We start from the raw sequence: 19,807 nt of genomic DNA on the forward strand, positions 1-19,807 counted from the left end.
TTTCCATTCTTTTACCCCGCAATCCACAGGGTGGAGGCTCTAGATCTTATCTTCTTTCCGATTTTTTAGTTTTCATTGTTTCGGAAGATTTTTTGAATTAGCCTACAAATAAAGATTCATCCTCCCCCTGCTCGATTGCAAAAACTAACTCTAAATTAATTTTTATGATAATGAGAAATTATTGGATGATGTTGGTGTTTTTATGCTGTTCCATTACAGCGGCACTGGCTCAAGAAAAGAATGTTAGCGGTACAGTTACCGACCAAAATGGACTGCCCCTGCCGGGTGTCAACATTGTTGTTGAAGGGAGTTCCACAGGTACGCAGACGGATTTCGATGGAAATTATGCCATCTCCGCAAAGGTGGGACAAACGCTTCTATTCACCTACATAGGGCAAAAACCAACTAGGCGCACCATTGGAGCATCAAACTTAATTAACGTACAAATGGAAGAAGATGCACAAGCTCTTGAGGAGGTGGTTGTTACCGCTCAAGGCATCAAGCGGGAGAAAAAAGCACTTGGTTATGCTGTGACTTCCGTTGGAGCTGATCAAATAGAAAACCGATCCGAAGGTGATGTTGCCAGGGTTCTTAATGGTAAAGCGGCCGGTGTGCAAATCACATCAGCAGGCGGTACCTCTGGGTCAGGTACGAACATTACCGTAAGAGGTTTTAGTTCCTTTAGTGGGAGCAACCAGGCCTTGTTTATTGTTGACGGGGTACCCTTTAGCAATGATACCAACGCACCTGGTAACTTCTTGGACGGCAACCCTGCTCCTTCACGTTTCTTGGATTTAGACCCTAATAATATTGCCAGCGTAGAGGTATTAAAAGGACTTGCCGCTACCACCCTTTACGGAACATTGGGACGTAATGGGGTAATTTTGGTAACCACCAAAGCAGGGGCCGCTCAAAAAGGGCCGAAGAAGACGGAGATAACAGTAAGTCAGTCTTACTTTGCGAACGAGTTTGCCTCCTTACCTGATTACCAACAACAATTTGGTAACGGCTTTGACCAATCCTTTGGCTGGTTCTTCAGTAACTGGGGACCTAGTTTTGACCGTGCAGGCGTTTCTGGATGGGGTAACCAAGCTGCCATAGACGACCAAGGTACCTTATTGCATCCTTACGCATCTTCAGCTTTTCTTAACCCAGGAGGCCCCAATACAGGTCAAAGTGCCTTGGCACAGCAATTTGCTAATCAAAGATATGAGTGGAGGCCTTATAATTCGGTAGAAGAGTTTATGCGTCCCGGACGCACTATGAACACCTCTTTGAACATTGCCGGCGGCTCAGAGGATGGGAATACCACCTTTAATGCCAATATTGGCTATTTGGATGAAGAAGGCTTTACCCCAGGAAACTCATTGAACCGTTTCAACTTCTCGGTAGGTGGAAAATCTAAACTGTCCAATAAATTTACCATACAAGCCACGGCCAATTATGCCCGTAGTGATGTGAAAAGCCCTCCCATTGCAGCTAGTAGGGGTAATGGTTCCTTGGGACTTTCTGTGTTTGGCAACGTTCTGTTCACGCCTTTGAGTGTAGATTTAATGGGACTTCCATTTGAACAGCCAGAGGACGGTTCCAGTATCTACTATCGTAATGGAAATGATATTATCAACCCAAGGTGGACAGCAAAGAATGTTACCTACAACAACTTGACCAACAGGTTTAACTTCAATACTTCATTAAACTATGAAATCAACGAAAATCTAGGACTGACCTGGAGAACAGGTCTCGATTTTTACAACGAACGCAATATCAATGGGTCCAACAGAGGTGGTGTTGAATTTACCGATGCCATTTTTGGTTTCTTGGATACATTCGACAACAATAATACCATTTGGGACCACTACGTTGCCCTCAATGGCAACTACGATCTTTCTGAAAAAATTGGAATGACCTTCATTGCTGGTGCAAATGCTCGTTCGGACATCTTTGATCGACAAGGGGTGGCAAGTACGGGTCAAATTGTTTATGGCATCAAGAGGCATTTCAACTATGAAAACCAACTGCCCATCCAGTTTTCACAACAGCGTAACATTATTGGTTTGTTAGGTCAAGTATCCTTCGACTACGATAATATGCTGTTCTTGAATTTGAATACAAGAACCGATTGGGTATCGAACTTGATCAGGGAAAACAGGGCACTTACTTATCCAGGAGTAAGTCTTTCCTTCCTACCTACAACGGCCTTCAAAGGACTACAAAGTGAAAACGGCCTCAATTATCTGAAGCTAAGAGCTGGATATGCCACCTCTGCCAACTTCCCAACAGGTTATCCAACCGTTGGTGTGGTAGAACAAAATACACAGATTTTTGGTGATGGTGGAGAAATTACGACCAACCAAGTCGGTAACGTCAAAGAGAATCCCAATCTAAAACCTGAACTTTTAAAAGAATTCGAGGTGGGGCTAGAATCACGTTTCTGGCAAAATAGGGTTTCACTGGACTTTACCTATTATGACAGAAGAACGGATGATTTGATTGTCAACCAACCACTACCTCCTTCCACTGGATTCACCCTGACTCAATCCAATATTGGTCAAATCAGCAATAAAGGTATCGAAGCCGACTTAGGTATCGACATTTTTAGAGGTGGAAAAGATGGCTTCAACTGGAACTCAAGGGTAAACTTCTTTGCCAACGAGGAAGTCGTTGAGGAGCAAGAGGAGGATATCATTTTCTACGCAGGTAGTACTGCCCTGTTTGTTGGAGCCAACGCTGCCATAAAAGGAGAGTCTTTGGGAACTATCGTGGGTACCGCAGTAGGTCGTGACGAAAATGGAAACTTCTTGGTAAATGATGCGGGTAACTACGTTATTGTGGAACAGGACAGTGAGGGTAATGTCCCTATTATTGGAGACGCTGTTCCAGATTATACCATGAACTTCTTTAATACCTTTTCCTATAAAAACTGGAACCTTGGTTTCCAAGTCCAACACGTGAAAGGGGGAGATATCATGTCCAGTACCATAGCCACCCTATTGGGTCGTGGTTTGATTACGGAAACTGTGGACAGGGAAAACACTTACATCATTCCCGGTGTTAATCAAACTACGGGAGAAGTGAACGACAAACAAATCAACAATTCCACCTATTACTTCAACAACCTATTGTTCGGACCGGCGGAAATGAAGATTTATGATGCTTCGGTAATCCGTTTGCAGGAAGTATCCCTATCGTATTCTTTCCCCAAAAAGTATTTGGACAATACCCCATTTGGGTCGTTGACCTTAACCGCACAGGGCTTTAACCTTTGGTATGATGCCTACAACACCCCTGATGGTGCCAATTTTGACCCTAACGTAGCAGGTGTCGGTATCGGAAACGGTCGTGGATTTGACTTTATGAACGGCCCATCCCAGAGACGATATGGTTTAACTGTGAGAGCATCGTTCTAATAACAATTGTTAATGATATACGCATTATGAAAAATTTTCTAAAATATATTACCATAGTCTTAATCACAGGGGTGACACTCACCAGCTGTGAAACGACTGAATTGGACTTAAGAGTTAGTCCTAATGACCTTGCTGCCGATCAGGCAGACCCTAACTTGTTGTTGAACTCCATACAATTGGCCTATGCCTCGAATATGGCTGAAATAAGCGACCTAGGTGCCGAGTTGACCCGAATCGATTATATGTTTGGAAGGGATTATTTCAATAATTACCCTGGAGATACTTTCGATGATATCTGGGCAAGAACCTACAGTAGTGATTTTAATGATGTGGGAAATGGGGATATTCGAGTTGGAATGTTTACCAACATTGCCAACTTAGAAACGATAGATGAAATCAGTGACTTGGATTATTCATTTCATGTTGGTGTGTCAAAAACTCTTCAAGCACATATGCTGATGCTTTTGGTGGATTACCTTGGCGAGGCTGCCCTTGGAGAAGCTGGAAAACCAGAAGATTTTCCATCCCCAAAATTAGATGAAGGGGGCGCCATATATGCTGCTGCGATGTCTATTTTGGATGAAGCCGAAGGATTACTTGCCACTAATCCCCAAACCTTCGGAGCAACGGATTTATTTTATGGAGGAGACACGGCAAAATGGTTGAAATTAATTAACACCCTTAGGTTAAAGTCGTATATGATGACAGGTGATGTTGGGAGTTTTAAACAGGTAATTGCCACTGGCAACTTTATTTCCTCATCCGCCGATGACTTTCAGTTCCAGTACGGCACCAGCGAGCTACAACCAGACACACGTCATCCAGATTATGCTGCCGATTACACCCCATCAGGGGCCAACATTTACCAGTCCAATTGGCTAATGGAATTGATGCTAAACAATAATGACCCACGCATTCGCTATTATTTCTATAGACAGGTGGGAGAAACTCCTGGGGCGGATGCAGACCCCAATGAAGAAAAATTAGCCTGTTCCTTGGCCACTCCCCCCCAACATTATATTGATGGTGGCTTTACGTATTGTAGTGTACCTAATGGCTATTGGGGCCGCTCCCACGGTAACGATGAGGGTACTCCTCCGGATAATTTTGAACGTACTGCGGTAGGTGTCTACCCTGCAGCTGGAAAATTTGACGACAATGATTTCGCCGTGGATGCAGAAGACCCTGCTTTTGATGGAAAAGTTGGATTGGGTAAAGGTGGTGGTGGTGCCGGCATTGAGCCTATTATTCTTTCTTCATATGTTGAATTTTGGAGAGCGATTATGGCCGATAATGACACTGAACGAGGACTACGCTTAAACCGTGCACTCCAAATGTCAATCGATAAAGTAATGTCCTTTGGTTCATTAGACCCTACTGGAGACTTATCCTTTGCCCCGGACCAAGCAACGGTAGAAAGTTACATCAATGATGTTGTAGCCAATTTTAACGACGCTACTGGTGAAGAAAAAGAAAACATCTTTGCTGAGCAGTACTTTATCACCCTTTATGGAGGTGCGACAGAAGCTTACAACTATTACAGAATGACGGGGTATCCGACCACCGTGTTACCTAACTGGGAACCCAACCCTGGACCTTTCCCAAGGAGTTTTCTTTACCCTCAAGGTGAGGTTGTAACCAACCCATCTTTGACACAAAAACAAACTATGACACAGCAGGTATTCTGGGATAACAATCCAGCCAGTCCAACGTTCCCACCTGCTAACTAAAATTTAAAACTGAAATTATGAAAAATTGGTTTAAACAAATATCAATACTCCTCTTTTCAGGAGCTGCCCTTTGTATTTCCTCTTGTGATGAGGGTGACACCGTGGTAGACCAGGTCACAGCTGGTACTGAAAGGGGTGCAATACTACGAACCATTACCGTAATCTCAAATGAACTTCCAGTTGGTGACGATAGTGGAAATTTCGCTGTAGAGCTCGAAGTTCAAGATTCCGAAGATGGTGAACTTGTAAATCAAGTAGAAGTTTATGTGGGTTTTCGTGACAATACAGAAGAAATAGGGCCGGGCACCAACGTTGAAGAAACCCTATTTGCCACGATTTCGTCAACTACATTTACCAATGGTCCATTCGGTCTTCCAAGGTTTACCTATTCGGCAACATTACCAGATATGTTGGCGCATGTGAACAGAACAAATGATGATATTACTGGTGGAGATCAATTTACCATCAGGTTTGAGTTAGTGCTTACTGACGGCAGAAGATTTTCATTTGTCAATAATACCAGTACATTAACAGGTTCTTTCTTTCGTTCACCCTTTTTATATACCCCAACTGTTATTTGTCCGGTACAAGAAGATTTATTCGTTGGAGATTATCAACTGACGGTCGACCCAATAAGCCCAGTTGGGGGAGTCCCCATTTGGAATAATCAAACAGTAACCATAAGCATTGGTGAAACAAGTACTGAAAGGGTGTTCTCTGCCATTTATTTGGAAGACCTAGGAATTGGTAACGGCCCTGAAGAATTTAAGTTTAACCTAATTTGTGGGAAAATTGTTCCTCTTGGGGGCCAAGCAACTGGGCTTGCTTGCGTAGATAACATCACACTAGGTCCACCAGTGGGAGATGATGTTACTTCAGGAACATACGATATCACCGATGATTCCTCATTTACCATAGTTTTTGCAGAAGATGAATCCGGTGATTGTGGTGGGTCAGCAACAAATGCAACAGCCACTTTAACCAAGATTTAAAAACAATAAGGTTTATCAATAGCTTCGACCCCTTTAATGGGGTCGATTCTATTTTGTAAGATTCGTAGAAAAAATCCTATCACCAAAATATAGTAAATCTATTATCCTTTTAATTACATAGTATTCATATTTAAACAAACTACTTGGTTTAAAAAGTAAAATTGATGAAATAAAATAATACCGTAGCTGTTTAAGAGCTCTAAAAACTTTGCAAATTCAATCCGATCATATTTAAGACCACTTAATGGTTTGATAAAGGAAGTGGAATAGCAAATAAGCACCTATCTACTCACCTCCCTATTTTTCATACTCATTTGGTCGCATGATCCAAGTTCACTCAAAACATATTTATAAATTCCAAACTTGAATCCATCTATTATTCCATCATAAATCAACCCAAACCCCTCATCCGTCAGATCAAAAGGGGCATCCGTCAATTGGCACCCTAAAAATCCATCCGTAGCCCTTATGTTTGGGATATATTTATCAAAGTATAGTGTATTATGATCCCAATCTTTAAAACACCTATGACCTACGTTTTGGCAAGCGCTTTACTTTTGGTCAGCCCAAACGTTTTTAGCCAAGAAGACCCACAAACAACGCATCGACTGGAAAACTTCATCAAACAAAGTTGCACCACCAACTACAACAAAATTACTTCGGAATCGGTACAACGTATCTTAAAGCATGATGTGTACCACATCACCCAAGAAACCAAAAACATCTATGGTGATAAAGAGACCGAAATCCAAGAGTTTATTGTGGTGGACAATGGCCGAGAGGTGCAACCTTTCGAAAAAATCCAAATGAATACACCATTACCCAAATTGACCAGCTATATCCGTGAGGATTTTATTTTAAATCCAGAATCTGCTCCCCATTTTCAGGTACTCTTGGACTACATCTATCCCATCGCCGAATGGAAACCGGACAAACGGGAATTCCTTTTTACAAATGGGAAATGGTACTTTCTTCGGGATGCCTACTTCCGAACCAAACAAGGGTTTGAAATCACCGTTGACCCTAAAGGCAAAATCACCCATATCTGCTATAAAATGAAGTGGGACGAAACGGAAAGCAAATAAAAAGCCTCCCAGTCGGGAGGCTTTTTTTATCCTTTAAAGCGTAATTCTTAGTAAAAAGTAGCTCTCTTATCTTCAATTTCAGCTTTGTCCTTTAAGGCATTATAAACTGCTCCATTGACCCTGGCCGCTGTACTGGACTGCAGGCTTTGGGCATAAGTGCTGTAGTTTTCCACATCGGGAGCTGCCGTTTTGTTGGTAACGGTCAATTTGTAGACACCTGTCTCTCCCTCGATGAGTTCGGAGGTCTGGTCTTTGTCCAAAGCAAATGCCGTACCCACAACCATAGGCTCTCTTCCTGCACCGGGCAAGGTAGGTGCCTTTAGCGTCAAAGCAGAAGCTGTACTAATGCTCACATTGTTATCCGACGCCATGTCATCCAAGCTTTTTCCTTGGTTGGCGGCAATAATTTGCTGTGCCTTGCGCTCTTTTCTGATGGCTGGCAGTGCAGTTGCCGAAGCATCCTCTGGAGCCATAAGTCCTTTTCTATATTTTTTGGTAAGCTGTACCACGGCATATCCGTTGTTCACATCAAAACGTCTCACGTCACCTACCTTGGTGTCCTCGTTAAACGCCCATTGTACCACACTACGCTGTGAACCCAAACCTGGTAAGTTTTCCTCCATTTCCTTTATCTTGTTCACGGGACGAACAGTGTAGCTACTTTCCCTAGCAATGTCCCCAAAGTTTTCCGGCTCATCATCGATAACCGCCATTTCAAACTTGGTCGCATCGGTGAACAAGGTGTTTATGGTCTGCTCGGAAGGCTCCACTTCACGGGCCAAGGTAGCCACCTGGATAACGTCCTGCTTGTCATCCACTTTAATAACATGGTATCCAAACTGGGTTTCTACCAATCCAATGGTTCCTACTGGATTGCCAAAACAGAAATCGTTGAACTCATCCGCCATTAGACCTTCTTGGAAATAACCAAGATCTCCTCCACGTGGCGCAGAAGGTCCATCTGAATTTTCCCTGGCCAAAGTGGTGAACATGACATCCTCTTTTTTGGCTTCGGCCAATAATCTTTTGGCCTCTACTTCAGCTTCTTCTTTGGTCCTTGTGACCGCAGGATTGGCTCTTTCGGCGCCTTCCCAAGAAATAAGAATATGGCTGGCCTTTACCGTACCATTTTCCTTTCGGTCCATAACTTTTGAGACTTTATAGAAGTCCCCATCCTTATAAGGACCATACACCTCTCCTACTTCCATGGCCATCAAGGTATCGGCCACAACGGAAGGAAGGTCTTTTTTGGCCTTGTAAATCGTGTCAAATTTTTCATCGGAATGTCTGTCCAAAAAGGCAGCCATATCGCTCGTATTCCTAAATCCAGCAATGGTATCGTTGGCATCTTTAGCCTCTGAATACTCTACTGAATCATCCAATAGTGCCGTAATGGCTTCCTTTACACTGGCATCATCTTCCGCTGATGGCTTTTCCTCGAAATACACAAATCGGATATCCCTGGCGTTTTCTTGCTGAAACTTGGCCTTGTGATCTTTGATGTATGCTTCGATCTCACTTTTGGAAACTGTGATGGTGCTGTCTGGAATGGTGGTGTAAGGAATACGGACATATTTGATATCCACCTTGTCGTTGGCCATGGTGTAGTCCAGTTTTCCTTCGGCAAGGGTAGCAGTCACCCCTCCTTTGACCAAGTTGAAGTACATACGCTCTTTGGCAGCTTGGATAATGGACTTTTCATCTTGCAACCACGCATCGTAACGCAAAGGGTCGTTGGCTTTCCAATCGGCAATGGTGCTTTTGAATACCTGCTCGTTGAAAATACCGTTCTCATCTTGAAAATCTGGAATCTGGGCATAACCCGAAGTCCTCACAAAGTCAACGATTTGGTCGCTCTCAACTTCTATCCCCAAATCCTCGAACTGCTGGTTCAGGATGGTCCTACGCACCTCTTGGTCGTAAACCATGTTCACCAACTGGGTTCCTGTAACGCTAGGTCCATATCTTCTGGAGGCATTCTCCACTTGGGCCCTAAATTCATTGATGGGAATATTTTCTCCATTGACTTCTGCGACCGTGGAGCCAACCTTTCCACCAGCAAAATTATCGCTGCTGAATACTCCCGATATTACGAATGCGAACAACGCCAAACCAATGATAAGAATCAGAACTGTTGTCCGTTTTCTAATATTCTCTAATATTGCCATTTTACTGCTTGTTTTCTTTAAATTCAGTGGGCGAAAATACCACTTTCTTTTCAAATAGGAAAGCTAAAAAAGGTGCGGAAATTATTAATCTTCAGTGTGAACGGTGACCTTTACCAAATCGATTTTGGTATTCGATACCTCCAAAATCTTGAAGCTAAATCGACCTAATATGACTTCCGTGTCCTGTTCGGGTATTTCTCCGGTCTGATGCACGATCAATCCGCCCAAGGTCTCATATTCTTCGCCTTCGGGCAGTTCCATTTTGTAGTTTTCGTTAATGTAATCCACCTCCAAGCGGGCGGAGAACTTATATTCATTTTCGCTGATCTGCTCCTCGTGCAGGTCCGTGGAATCGTGCTCATCCTCTATTTCGCCAAAAAGCTCCTCAATGATGTCCTCAACGGTCAAAATTCCCGAAGTACCCCCATATTCGTCCAAAACCACGGCCATACTCTTTCGTTTTTTGGTCAATACGTTCAGAATGTCCTGGATGAGCATGGTCTCCGGAACGAATTCAACCGGCAGCAGGATACTTTTTATGGTTTTGGGCTTTTTGAACAACTCATACGAATGCACATACCCAATAATCTCATCGATACTGTCCTTGTACACCAATATTTTTGAATATCCGGTTTCCGAAAAAAGTTTGGTCAGGTTTTTTGGGGTTTCACCAATTTCCACTGCCGTAATCTCGGTACGCGGCACCATCACCTCCCTTGCCTTAACGGTTGAAAATTCCAAGGCATTCTGGAATATCTGGATCTCGGAATCCACATCATCCTCCTCTTCCACGGTTTCCATTTGCTCGTTGATGTAATCGCCCAGCTCCAATTTGGTAAATGTAAGTTGCACCTCGTCCCCTTCGGTCTTGAAAAGGGTTCTCAGAACAAAATCGGATACCTTGATGACAAAGGTCGAGATCACCGAGAACAACAGGTAAAACATATAGGCCGGCACGGCGAATACCTTGATTAGTACATTGGCATAGATTTGAAAGAATACCTTGGGCAAAAACTCCGCCGTCAACAGAATAAGTATGGTTGAAATTACGGTCTGCGAAAGCAGACTAAAATCCGTCAATAGCACATTGACAAACTCATATTTGGCGGGCAACAAGCTTTGGAACCACTCCATGAGCACATCCCCCATAAAAAGACCATAGATCACCAAGGCAATATTGTTGCCTATAAGCATGGTGGCTATAAATTTGGATGGTTTGTCGGTGAGCAGGGTTAGCACCTTGGCCAAAAAGCCTTCTTGCTTTTTCTCTATTTCAATATGGATCTTGTTGGCGGAAACGAAGGCGATTTCCATGCCGGAGAAAAATGCCGATAACAGCAGGGAAACAATGATAATGATTAGGGAGGAGTCCAAGGTTATTGTTGATTATCCTTTTTTCGCTGTTCAAAACGTTTCCGATATCTTCTTCTAAACACAAACATAGCAACGGATACTACGGCGAAAAAGATAAAGATGTAGGTTTCCTTTGGATTCACGCTCCAAAGTGTTACAATCTTATAGATGGATATGGCAGCTACGGCCAAGTATAGGTATTCGGTGTATCGTAAAATCTTAATCATCCTGTTCTTCTTCTTTAATCGTCATCATCCCATAAGTTTTATGGGCCTTGAAAAATGTAAAATCCTTATTAAAGTCCATCCCTTCACCGTCCATTACGGTTCTGTCTTCCGGATTGGTATATGTAAATGAGGCTTCTGTAAAGATCCAGTTATTTTTTCTGTCAAAATACAACTGGTCGGTTTCCAGCTTTTTGCCATCGTGACTTTCCAGCACCACATTGCCCCGCAAATCTATTAAATTGGTTTGGGAATATACGATGCCATAATCGGCTATGATGACGCTTTTCTGATTCTTTTCATTGAAAAAATCCACTCGTAGCCCTTCTGGGAAGGTACGGAATTTAAACCGTTGGTTATCGAAATCTTCGGATAACGGACTGGTGAGCACGGCGATGACCCGCGACTTTGCGGAATCCTGTGTGCTCATGGCCTCTACGGTTTCGGTATAGGTCAAGGTGAAATTTTGGGCAACACCTTGGGGAAAGAGGGGTTTTACGGCCTCCTCGCCCACTCGTTCGTAGTCGTCACCACAGGACATAAAAAGGATTGCCACGGTGAAAACCGTGGCAAAGCTCTTTAATATATGTTGTGATGTTCGTTTCACTACAAATTCGGTACCGTAACACTACCACCTACCCAACAGCTGAAGGAAATGGTCTTACCAGCCATACCGGAGCTAAAGATCATCTCTTTGGATGGGGCCTTGGCCTCATAACTTGCGGCTGCTTGGCTTGCGCGTCCGCTCAATGCAGGATCCACAGTGGCCGCTTTTCTGGCCATGCTTGCAGCTTTCCAGTAGATAGCTCTTTTCTCGAACGGAGTGCTTCCACAATCGTTGGCACTGTTTCCATAGAGGTTGGCAATCAACAAATAGGCTTTACCGTTTGCTGGATTGGCATCAATGGATTTCAAAGCATAGCTTCTGGCTTGTGAAGAACTGCTTCTTCTAACCGTAGTTGCAATCTTGTATAGGATTTCCGATTTTTTGTATGAATCGGTCTCCAACTCTACCGCCTTGTTAAAGTCGGCAAGGGCTCCGTTCATATCACCGGATTTCTGCTTCAATACACCACCGTACATGTAGGCGTCTGCAGAAGGATCCAAAGCCAACTGGGCCTCGAACAATTTTCTAAACATAGGGTCGTCCGTACATTCTTTGGAGAACATTCTTCCTACCGCACGCTTAACCCACTTTACATCGCCTTTCTTTTCATCAAAGCTTTTTTCGTAAAGAGGAATTAGGTTATCACAATCTGCAAGTGCACCCAATTTGGAATCTACACTGCTGGCCACTTTACCGTAAGATTCTGAGTTCACGGTAGCTGCACGCAGCATTCTCTTTTCTTTGGAGGTCAAAGTTCCCAAAGAATCCTTGGGAAGAAGCTTGGTTACCACATCGGTCAACTGCTTATTTTCTTCCTCTATTTTTCCCGTTACATCATCATAGGTGTTGAATACATCTTGAAGATCTTTTTTACCTGCATCGTGCAAGTCTACCAAACTGGAGAAGTACAGGTACAATGCCCTTGGGTTCTTAAAGTTGGCTTGATCCTCTTGGAATGCCTTGTCCAACATATTGAACAATTCCTCATCGGAAGCCATTTTGTTTTCGTACATCAACAATACCTTATCAATTGCAACTCCCGCCTTGGTGTAGTTGGTAGGGAAGTACTTAAGACTGTTGTCGTACAACGCCAAAAGATCTTTGATGTAAGCATCCTTCTCGGCTCCAGTAGAGCTTTCAATCTTGGATTTTAGGATTTTTTCCCCGTAGGAAAAGTTTGCCTTGTTGATATCTGGACAGCTTTCATACACCATTTTCCATGGTTCGTAAGCTGCATCATAATTTTTAACCTTTACGTGTTCTGCGTAAATCGACAGATTGGTCATACACTCGGGGTTCTGTGCTTGGGCCATACTTAATCCCGTCAACATGGTGACCGCTATCATTGTTAAGTAGTGTCTCTTTTTCATCTTTCTAATTTTAAAGCTGTTAAAGTACAAATTTTCATTAAAAAATCCTTTTTTGGGACCTTTTATGGGTGGTTATTTATTAATTTTTCAAAAAAACGGCCTATCAATTAATTTTTACTTTCCTAAACCATCTATCATTTAAGGATAAGCCCAGATTGATTTTGAAATAACTTTCTTCCACCAGGTTCTGATCCGTGGTGCCTCGTCTTCCCAACTCAAACCCAAGGTTCAAATTGGAGAAATTGGCACCCAACGGTAAACCAAGTCCAAAAGTTATGCCAAAATTGTTTATCTCTTTGTTGTTCACGGTCATCCCGGTCACATCGTACCGAAGTCCTGCACGGTAGGTCACCCGATTAAAGTAACCGTTGAGCGCCCTGTATTCGGGTACCCAGTAACCTCCCAAGGCGTAGCTGCTCGCATCATTATAGGTTACGTTGTCCAAGCCCAAGAAAGCGTTCTCGAACTTGCTCATTTGCTGAAAGCTGTACTCTGCCCCTACAAACCATTTTTTATCTTCTCCATACCCCAATCCCAAAGTGGTCCGTGTAGGTATCTTGATTTCGGTGTTTCTGAGGTTGGATGCATCCAGATTGACGTCCACAACCTCTACGTTGTTTCCGTTGGCAATGGAAAACGAGCCAAGGGTCTCCGTGTTCTTTGACACCAAGTTTCCTTGGGTATTGACCAGAACCGAAGTATATAAGGTGTATTTATCCTTTATGGTAGGGGTATAATTAAGAGCGTATTTAAAATCGTAGCCGTTTATTCTGGATTCCCGATCGTCCAAGGTGCCAAACTGTACTCCTTCCACACTTTGGATCCTTTGGTATTCCAGCGTTCCAAAATTATAGTTGATGGTAGCGCCCAAGCTTACATTTTTGATCGGCTCAAAACCAATGGAGGCATACAAACGGTTCAATCCGCCCGAGCCCTCATAAAAATTGGTGACTTCTGCCCCGCTGCTGTTCTGGGCTATGGAGTTTAAGGTATAGCCCACAGAGGAGTATGGCATAATTCCAAAACCGAAGCCTGCATTCCGTGCTATGGGAAATCCTATGGATAGGTAATCCAAATTGGTCACCGAGGTGTTCTGTTCTTCCGTGAAGGTCTTTAGGCGGTATTCTTTATGGGAAAGTCCCGCGGTGTAGGCGGTCAATCGCAATTTGGAATAGGCCGCGGGATTGCCCAAATTGATATGGATACTGTCCCCGTACATGCTCAATCCGCCCATCATTTGGGTATCCACTGCCCCGTTGTCGCGTTGGTCGCCAATACCGAAGTACGAATAGGGCGAAATGGTTCCATTTTGTGCGAACAGACCATGGGCAGCCACGCAGAAAAAAGCGATCAGAATTCTTTTAATCATTCAGTTTGTATTGTATTCCAGTAGGCAGTTGAGCCCCTCCAAGAGAAATTTGGAGTTGGCAAATATGGTGTTTTTTAGCCTTTTGGCAAAAAAATGGTAGTCTCCCCCTGTTAAAATAACTGTTAAATCTTGAAAACGAGACCGATATTGCCCGATTACCCCATCCACTTCCTGCGCCACACCATTGATTACCCCGCTGTGCATACAAGATTCGGTGGAATTGCCCACAAAGTCCAGCAGCTCCCCGGGCTGGAGCAGCGGTAAGCCCGCCGTTTGGTTGTGCATGGCATTGTAGCGCATACGGATTCCCGGGGAAATGGCACCTCCCACATATTCCCCGGCATTGTTCACCATATCGTAGGTGATGCAGGTACCGGCATCTATCACCAAGGTATTGCCGCGCGGATTTTGATGATAGGCGGCCGCGGCCAAGGCCAATCGGTCCACGCCCAAGGTATGCGGGGTAGCGTAGCTATTTTTAAAAGGGACCTTGGAGGCACTGGTAAGCACGTGCACCTTACAGAACAGGGCCACCACATCGCGCTCCTTGCGGTCCAGTTTGCCTACGGATGAAAGTATGGCATTGTTGATCTGTGGATATTGCTCAAACAATTCCTTGATCTTGGAAAGGAACAGCCCCGACTCGGAAGACTGATCGTGCACGATGCTATCGTTTTTAAAAACAGCATATTTGATAAGGGTGTTGCCTATGTCGATCACCAAATTCATATCGCAAAGATCGGGAATTGGAAAAAATGAACACCTTTTTTTCGGGTTTTTGTTTGTATATCCTAATTTTGAAATTATATTTGCACCCGCTTAATACAGCATGGTACCTTAGCTCAGTTGGTAGAGCAACGGACTGAAAATCCGTGTGTCCCTGGTTCGATTCCTGGAGGTACCACAAAGTGGAAGCTATGAAAAGCCCGTCCTATTTGGATGGGCTTTTGTTTTGGAACAAAACCGAATCGAAGTTTATACCGAGCAAAAAACAAAGTTTTTTGTCGAAATGCTGCTCTATTGGGAGTTGAGGGTTAAACCGACTTGCTTTTTAACTCGGTTCTTTACTATGCCCAGTTTTCTTAATACACTGGCCCCGTAAACTGCATTAAAACCGTATCCTTCTTTATTTCACAAATAACCTTTCTGTCTAACGGACCACCATTGGTATAATATCCGCCGCCTGTATGTTCCTTTTTGCCATTTTCCCGCTCAAAAATTAATCCATAAGCACCATCACCTTTCTGGTTGTTCGTCATATCAAGAAATTCTACGACGGATTCGTTGGGTTTGATTTGTTCGATTTCCAGTTTCGTTTTGTCGTCAGAGGAGAAAGTTACGTTATGGATGGCTTCGCCAGAGGTGTTTTTGATTTCCACAAGTACTCCGTTTTTACCCAAATGGCAGGAACTTATCATTAGCAATACCAGTATGGAAATCAGCTTTTTCATAGTGTGTACAAAGATCTAGAAAATAATTTCGTCGCCTAATTTTTCTTCTCGTTCAGCCTAGTTAAAGTCAAGTCAATCTGGGCTTGGGTTAAACCTGCCTACTAGCAGGCAGGAATCATTGGTTGTGGAGCGTATTACAAAACTGCTCTTTTAGATTTCAATTGATATTTTCACCTTTCCCCCTAGTCCTTTCTCCACTATATCGTAGAGTGTTTTTAGCGTAAGATTGCTTCCGTTGTTTTCCACACGCGAAATGTAAGTCCGTTTTTTGTCCACAAGTTCGCCCAATTGCTCTTGGGTAAGGTTTTTTTCCTCACGTGCCTTACGCAACAAAAGTCCGATTTTAAAGGACTCAAAGTCCCTTTCCAGTTCATCCCTACGTTCAGTTCCCCTTTCTCCGTACACGGTATCCTTAATATCCTTCCAACTTTTTGTATCCATTTTATCTTCTTTTGTCTTCATAGTATGAGTGCATTAGTCCTACTGCTTTGTCGATTTCCTTTTGCGGGGTTTTCTGCGACTTTTTGGCAAATCCGTTTAAGAGGATTACCAATTTTCCTTTGTCAAAAAAGCAGAATACTCTCCAAATATTCGAGCCGAGTTTAATTCGGGCTTCGTACAGTCCTTTAGTGCCCGCTATGGCTTTTAGGTAATTGGAGGGAACCCTTTTATAGGTTTCAATTATTTCGATGACCTTGAATATTTTGTCCTGCACCTTGTTTGGCTGCTTTAAAAGGAACTCCTCGAAATAGTTTTTGTACTGGATTACCTCCCGGACCTTTTCCATAAAACAAATGTAACTTAAAAGTTACATATTATAAAATTTTCTTCGGGTTTGGTGGTTGGAAGGGTATTGGTTAAAAAGGGCTCGAAAATAATTTCGTCACCTCATTTTCTTCTTTGCTCAGCGCGGCCGAAGCCAGTGATGCCCTGTGGGGAGTTATGGCTTAAACCAACTTGCTTTTTAAGTCGGTTCTCTCTTGTGCTTTAGTTTTTTTTATAAGTCAAATCTGAACTTTTTCACATAAATAGAGTTTTCTTTAAACTCTTCATTCATAGCTTGACCTTTGAGTATTTCAAAGCTTTTTTGAATGGCTTCACATTTGATTGCCTTATTCAGAACTTCTTTTTTGCAATTCACGCACTCTACTTTTGAAATTTGTACGTTACTCAGTTCTACAATGTTTTTAATCCCAGTTGCAATTGTTACCCGTATGAATTTGCCTTTTTCATTTACATCTCGTGTAACGGATTCTTGTATTTCAGTTAATTTCAAGTATTCAAATTCCCCTGTTTCCCTATCATTGTGTGTTTTTAAAACAACAAAATGCCAGTTCCTATCTTTTTGAATAGACTCAAAAATATCATTTAGCTCGTGTTCAGCTACAGACTTTTCGAATTCAGGAACCATTCTGCCTTCAGGAAACCAGCCTAGGTTTCCTTGGTTTTTCCTTGGGTCCATCGAGTATTCATCTGCAAGATCCCCAAAGTCCTCTCCATTTCTATATCTTCTAAATATTTCTTTTTTAGTACCCTGAATTTTGGAATTGGACATTTTGCCACCATCCAACCATATGTATTTAACCTTGAATTCCTTCTTGGTTTTTTTATTAAGGATTTTATAATAAACATCATTAAACTCCTTTATGCTGTCGATTTCAATATCTTTGATAAATTCTTCAAAACCAGAATCGCTTGTTGTCTGTATGATACGTTTTAGGGAAAAACAAGGATTATTCAATTGAATACTATCCACTTGGTTTTGGGTGCTTATGTTCCGCATTAATAACTTGTAATCAGGGTTTTGACCAAAACAACAGGGCATTACAAAAAGAACAAATATTATATTTTTAAAATTTTTCATATATGAATCGTAAAGGTCTTAGCTATGGCGGAATGAACTATGGACTTTGTTCTACTTAGTCATTTTTCAATTAGCCATAATTTTTAAAGTCAAATCGAAATCATTAAATTTTTCTATAGGAAACATTTCAGAAAATAATTCCTCCTTAACCTTTTTTGTCTCCTTTATATAAGTATCTCTACTCAATACGAAATTACGGGATGTTGAAATTGCTAAAACATGACCTAGCAATTCAAATTCAAAAAAGTTATGATTGTCTAAAAGGTATTTCATTCTGTACCTTTCGTCAAAAATTAATTCTGGTGATTTATTCCATTCCTCTAGCATCATCATGATTCCATTTTTTCTCCTGAAGTATATTAATGGAAAGTCGCCGAGGTTATATCTTGAAAACTCTCTAATGAAATCATATTTTTCATTCAATGCATCTCCTTTTTGCCTTTCTCTTTCTTCTAGATAAACTTTATATATTCCTCGTTTCAACTGTCTAGCCATATTTTTTTGAAAATTTTGCCGAAGACTATATTTAGGTTTAACTCTTACTTTTTTTTGCTTTAGATTAACGTTAAATAGTTCTGATTTAAATCTTGCTAGTGCTTTATTCTTTCCGACCTCATTGCTGGAATCAAGTAAAATCATTCTGGAGATATTAAAAGTCTCTTTTATGACTGTTTCAATAGAAGGAATTCTGTTTTGAATATTTCCAAAATATGAATTGCATTTGTCACAAACATTTTCACATATGTTTTTACCACATAAAGATTGGGGAATCGTATGTGCTTTATTATTAAATGTAACTTGTGTATCATTCTGTCTACACCAAATGCAAATTTTCATTTATTTTAAAAATTATGTAACATGTTTATATAAACATAAAATACATCCATACACCCCAAATTAAGCATAAAATCGATGATTGGCAGTTGCATCCATATTTAAAAATCAAAAAGCTCCTCTACGTTAACTTCTAGAGCTTTAGCTATTTTGCGAAGTTGAAGAAGATTGGCGGCTCGCTCACCGCGTTCTATCCTGCCTATCATGTTTCCGTGAACTTTGGCCTCAAAAACCAAGTCCGCTTGGGTCATCCCCTTTCCTTTTCGTAAGCGACGTATCTGCGCTCCAAATTTTACGAGGAATTGTTCTTCTTCTTTTGTCAAATCATTCAACATGGAAGCAAATTGCCTATTCCAAAAACCGAATAAAAACACCATATGGTGTTATTTTTGATTAATTTGCTTACTTTTCATAAATCAAAAGCCCAAAATCTAATAATCGATTATGCTTCCACCTACCATCGCTTCCGCCCTAACTCATTTCCTCCACCACAGCACCCACACCCAATTACAGATTACCTTTGCATCGCTCAACATTTGCAATTCGCAACAGGGCATGCTGCTCCACCACCTGCCTAGCCGGCAGGGCCGTATCGGGTTTCAAAAATTGTCCCCGCAGCTGCTCCAATTGGATATCATGGACAGTCTGGTGTTCCGGTTTTCCCTGCAATGCCACATATACCAAACCACTAACCTCAACGATATGGGACCGCTCTCCCTGCCCCGCCCCTTGGACCAGGGCAGCCTATACGTGGATGAAGAAAAATTGGTGCTATCCTTTAGGATAGATGCCCCTGACCCTTTGCTCCGGATCCAGGTTACGCATACCTACCAAGGCATATACCGCCTAGAGAAGCTTTGCACCCCGATTTGCGGGCATGCCACTAAGGCGTAGTTAGTTGTTGTATTGCGCATCGGAAACAGGCTCCATCCATTCCACGATTCCCTTTTCGGTGTTGGGAATCACATAAATGTGCGACATGCCCTCGTCCTTAGATGCCCCGTGCCAATGCTTGGTATTTGGGGGACATTTTACTACATCGCCCTTGGTAATTATTTCCTTGGGCTGCCCCTCAATCTGATGATAGCCGGTACCATCGATCACGATCAATAGTTGCCCCGCCGGGTGGGAATGCCAATGGCTCCTCGCCCCAGCTTCAAAATACACATTGCCCGCCAAGGTGGTGTAGATAGAATCGGCCTGTACCAAACCATACGGATAGGCGTTGCCGGTAAAAAATTCAGCTGGGCCCTTTTGCCCCTTCGGGAAAATGGCATCTTGAGCGTTTCCGGTTGCGGCGAAGCACAGTGCGCCCAAAAGCGCTATCAAGGTCATTTTTTTCATTGCTATCGT

19 protein-coding genes and 1 tRNA gene are annotated in these 19,807 nt (G+C 42.5%); 6 read left to right on the top strand and 14 right to left on the bottom strand.

Annotated elements, in window-relative coordinates; genetic code table 11:
- Positions 1 to 170: 170 nt before the first annotated feature.
- From ABNE31_RS00660 to ABNE31_RS00675, 4 genes are all read left to right on the top strand, one after another.
- Positions 171 to 3,407: a SusC/RagA family TonB-linked outer membrane protein gene (locus tag ABNE31_RS00660; RefSeq protein ID WP_349351985.1), complete on the top strand. Its 3,237-nt coding sequence runs from the start codon at positions 171 to 173 to the stop codon at positions 3,405 to 3,407.
- A 101-nt stretch (positions 3,408 to 3,508) separates the two neighbouring features.
- Positions 3,509 to 5,137 carry a SusD/RagB family nutrient-binding outer membrane lipoprotein gene (locus tag ABNE31_RS00665; protein ID WP_349351986.1) on the top strand — a complete coding sequence of 543 codons (1,629 nt, stop codon included), beginning with the start codon at positions 3,509 to 3,511 and terminating at the stop codon, positions 5,135 to 5,137.
- 17 nt (positions 5,138 to 5,154) lie between these two features.
- Positions 5,155 to 6,129, top strand: a complete 975-nt coding sequence (locus tag ABNE31_RS00670; protein WP_349351987.1) for a hypothetical protein — start codon at positions 5,155 to 5,157, stop codon at positions 6,127 to 6,129.
- Between the two features lie 503 nt (positions 6,130 to 6,632).
- Positions 6,633 to 7,214 (top strand): hypothetical protein, encoded by a 582-nt coding sequence (locus tag ABNE31_RS00675; protein WP_349351988.1) that lies wholly within the window; start codon positions 6,633 to 6,635, stop codon positions 7,212 to 7,214.
- Between the two features lie 47 nt (positions 7,215 to 7,261).
- Here ABNE31_RS00675 and ABNE31_RS00680 read toward each other — a convergent pair whose 3' ends face one another.
- From ABNE31_RS00680 to ABNE31_RS00710, 7 genes are all read right to left on the bottom strand, one after another.
- On the bottom strand, positions 7,262 to 9,382 hold the full coding sequence (locus ABNE31_RS00680) for a peptidylprolyl isomerase (protein ID WP_349351989.1): 2,121 nt from the start codon (positions 9,380 to 9,382) through the stop codon (positions 7,262 to 7,264).
- An 84-nt stretch (positions 9,383 to 9,466) separates the two neighbouring features.
- The gene (locus ABNE31_RS00685) at positions 9,467 to 10,756 is read right to left on the bottom strand and encodes a hemolysin family protein (RefSeq protein ID WP_349351990.1); all 1,290 of its coding nucleotides are present in this window, start codon (positions 10,754 to 10,756) and stop codon (positions 9,467 to 9,469) included.
- Between the two features lie 2 nt (positions 10,757 to 10,758).
- Entirely contained in the window at positions 10,759 to 10,962 is a 204-nt protein-coding gene (locus ABNE31_RS00690) for a hypothetical protein (RefSeq protein ID WP_349351991.1), read from the bottom strand.
- Positions 10,955 to 11,566 carry an LPS export ABC transporter periplasmic protein LptC gene (gene lptC / locus ABNE31_RS00695; protein WP_349351992.1) on the bottom strand — a complete coding sequence of 204 codons (612 nt, stop codon included), beginning with the start codon at positions 11,564 to 11,566 and terminating at the stop codon, positions 10,955 to 10,957. The genes ABNE31_RS00690 and lptC overlap by 8 nt, the downstream gene beginning before the upstream one ends.
- On the bottom strand, positions 11,566 to 12,936 hold the full coding sequence (locus ABNE31_RS00700; RefSeq protein ID WP_349351993.1) for a hypothetical protein: 1,371 nt from the start codon (positions 12,934 to 12,936) through the stop codon (positions 11,566 to 11,568). Before ABNE31_RS00700 ends, lptC begins: the two co-directional genes overlap by 1 nt.
- A gap of 103 nt (positions 12,937 to 13,039) precedes the next feature.
- A complete protein-coding gene (locus ABNE31_RS00705) occupies positions 13,040 to 14,305 on the bottom strand; it encodes a hypothetical protein (RefSeq protein WP_293290407.1) in 1,266 nt (421 codons plus the stop codon).
- Positions 14,306 to 15,034, bottom strand: coding sequence for a type III pantothenate kinase (locus ABNE31_RS00710; protein ID WP_306012371.1), 729 nt, complete (start codon positions 15,032 to 15,034; stop codon positions 14,306 to 14,308).
- 102 nt (positions 15,035 to 15,136) lie between these two features.
- Between ABNE31_RS00710 and ABNE31_RS00715 the strand changes: the two genes are divergently transcribed.
- Positions 15,137 to 15,209 (top strand) — tRNA-Phe (locus ABNE31_RS00715).
- 178 nt (positions 15,210 to 15,387) lie between these two features.
- Here ABNE31_RS00715 and ABNE31_RS00720 read toward each other — a convergent pair.
- The 6 genes from ABNE31_RS00720 to ABNE31_RS00745 all read right to left on the bottom strand — a co-directional run bounded on the left by ABNE31_RS00720 (position 15,388) and on the right by ABNE31_RS00745 (position 18,831).
- On the bottom strand, positions 15,388 to 15,756 hold the full coding sequence (locus ABNE31_RS00720; protein WP_349351994.1) for a hypothetical protein: 369 nt from the start codon (positions 15,754 to 15,756) through the stop codon (positions 15,388 to 15,390).
- A 150-nt stretch (positions 15,757 to 15,906) separates the two neighbouring features.
- The gene (locus ABNE31_RS00725; RefSeq protein WP_179385736.1) at positions 15,907 to 16,197 is read right to left on the bottom strand and encodes a helix-turn-helix transcriptional regulator; all 291 of its coding nucleotides are present in this window, start codon (positions 16,195 to 16,197) and stop codon (positions 15,907 to 15,909) included.
- A gap of 1 nt (position 16,198) precedes the next feature.
- Entirely contained in the window at positions 16,199 to 16,543 is a 345-nt protein-coding gene (locus ABNE31_RS00730; RefSeq protein ID WP_349351995.1) for a type II toxin-antitoxin system RelE/ParE family toxin, read from the bottom strand.
- Positions 16,544 to 16,753: 210 nt separating this feature from the next.
- Positions 16,754 to 17,620, bottom strand: coding sequence for a peptidylprolyl isomerase (locus ABNE31_RS00735; protein ID WP_349351996.1), 867 nt, complete (start codon positions 17,618 to 17,620; stop codon positions 16,754 to 16,756).
- A gap of 66 nt (positions 17,621 to 17,686) precedes the next feature.
- A complete protein-coding gene (locus tag ABNE31_RS00740; protein ID WP_349351997.1) occupies positions 17,687 to 18,457 on the bottom strand; it encodes an HNH endonuclease in 771 nt (256 codons plus the stop codon).
- 98 nt (positions 18,458 to 18,555) lie between these two features.
- Positions 18,556 to 18,831 (bottom strand): helix-turn-helix transcriptional regulator, encoded by a 276-nt coding sequence (locus ABNE31_RS00745; protein ID WP_349351998.1) that lies wholly within the window; start codon positions 18,829 to 18,831, stop codon positions 18,556 to 18,558.
- A gap of 67 nt (positions 18,832 to 18,898) precedes the next feature.
- Between ABNE31_RS00745 and ABNE31_RS00750 the strand changes: the two genes are divergently transcribed.
- Positions 18,899 to 19,348 carry a hypothetical protein gene (locus tag ABNE31_RS00750; protein ID WP_349351999.1) on the top strand — a complete coding sequence of 150 codons (450 nt, stop codon included), beginning with the start codon at positions 18,899 to 18,901 and terminating at the stop codon, positions 19,346 to 19,348.
- On the opposite strand, the gene ABNE31_RS00755 is transcribed toward ABNE31_RS00750, so the two are convergent.
- Positions 19,349 to 19,798, bottom strand: coding sequence for a cupin domain-containing protein (locus ABNE31_RS00755; protein WP_293280438.1), 450 nt, complete (start codon positions 19,796 to 19,798; stop codon positions 19,349 to 19,351). It abuts the gene before it with no gap.
- Positions 19,799 to 19,807: the final 9 nt, after the last annotated feature.

The sequence above is a fragment of the Flagellimonas sp. MMG031 genome (genome assembly GCF_040112705.1).
Taxonomy (GTDB): domain Bacteria; phylum Bacteroidota; class Bacteroidia; order Flavobacteriales; family Flavobacteriaceae; genus Flagellimonas.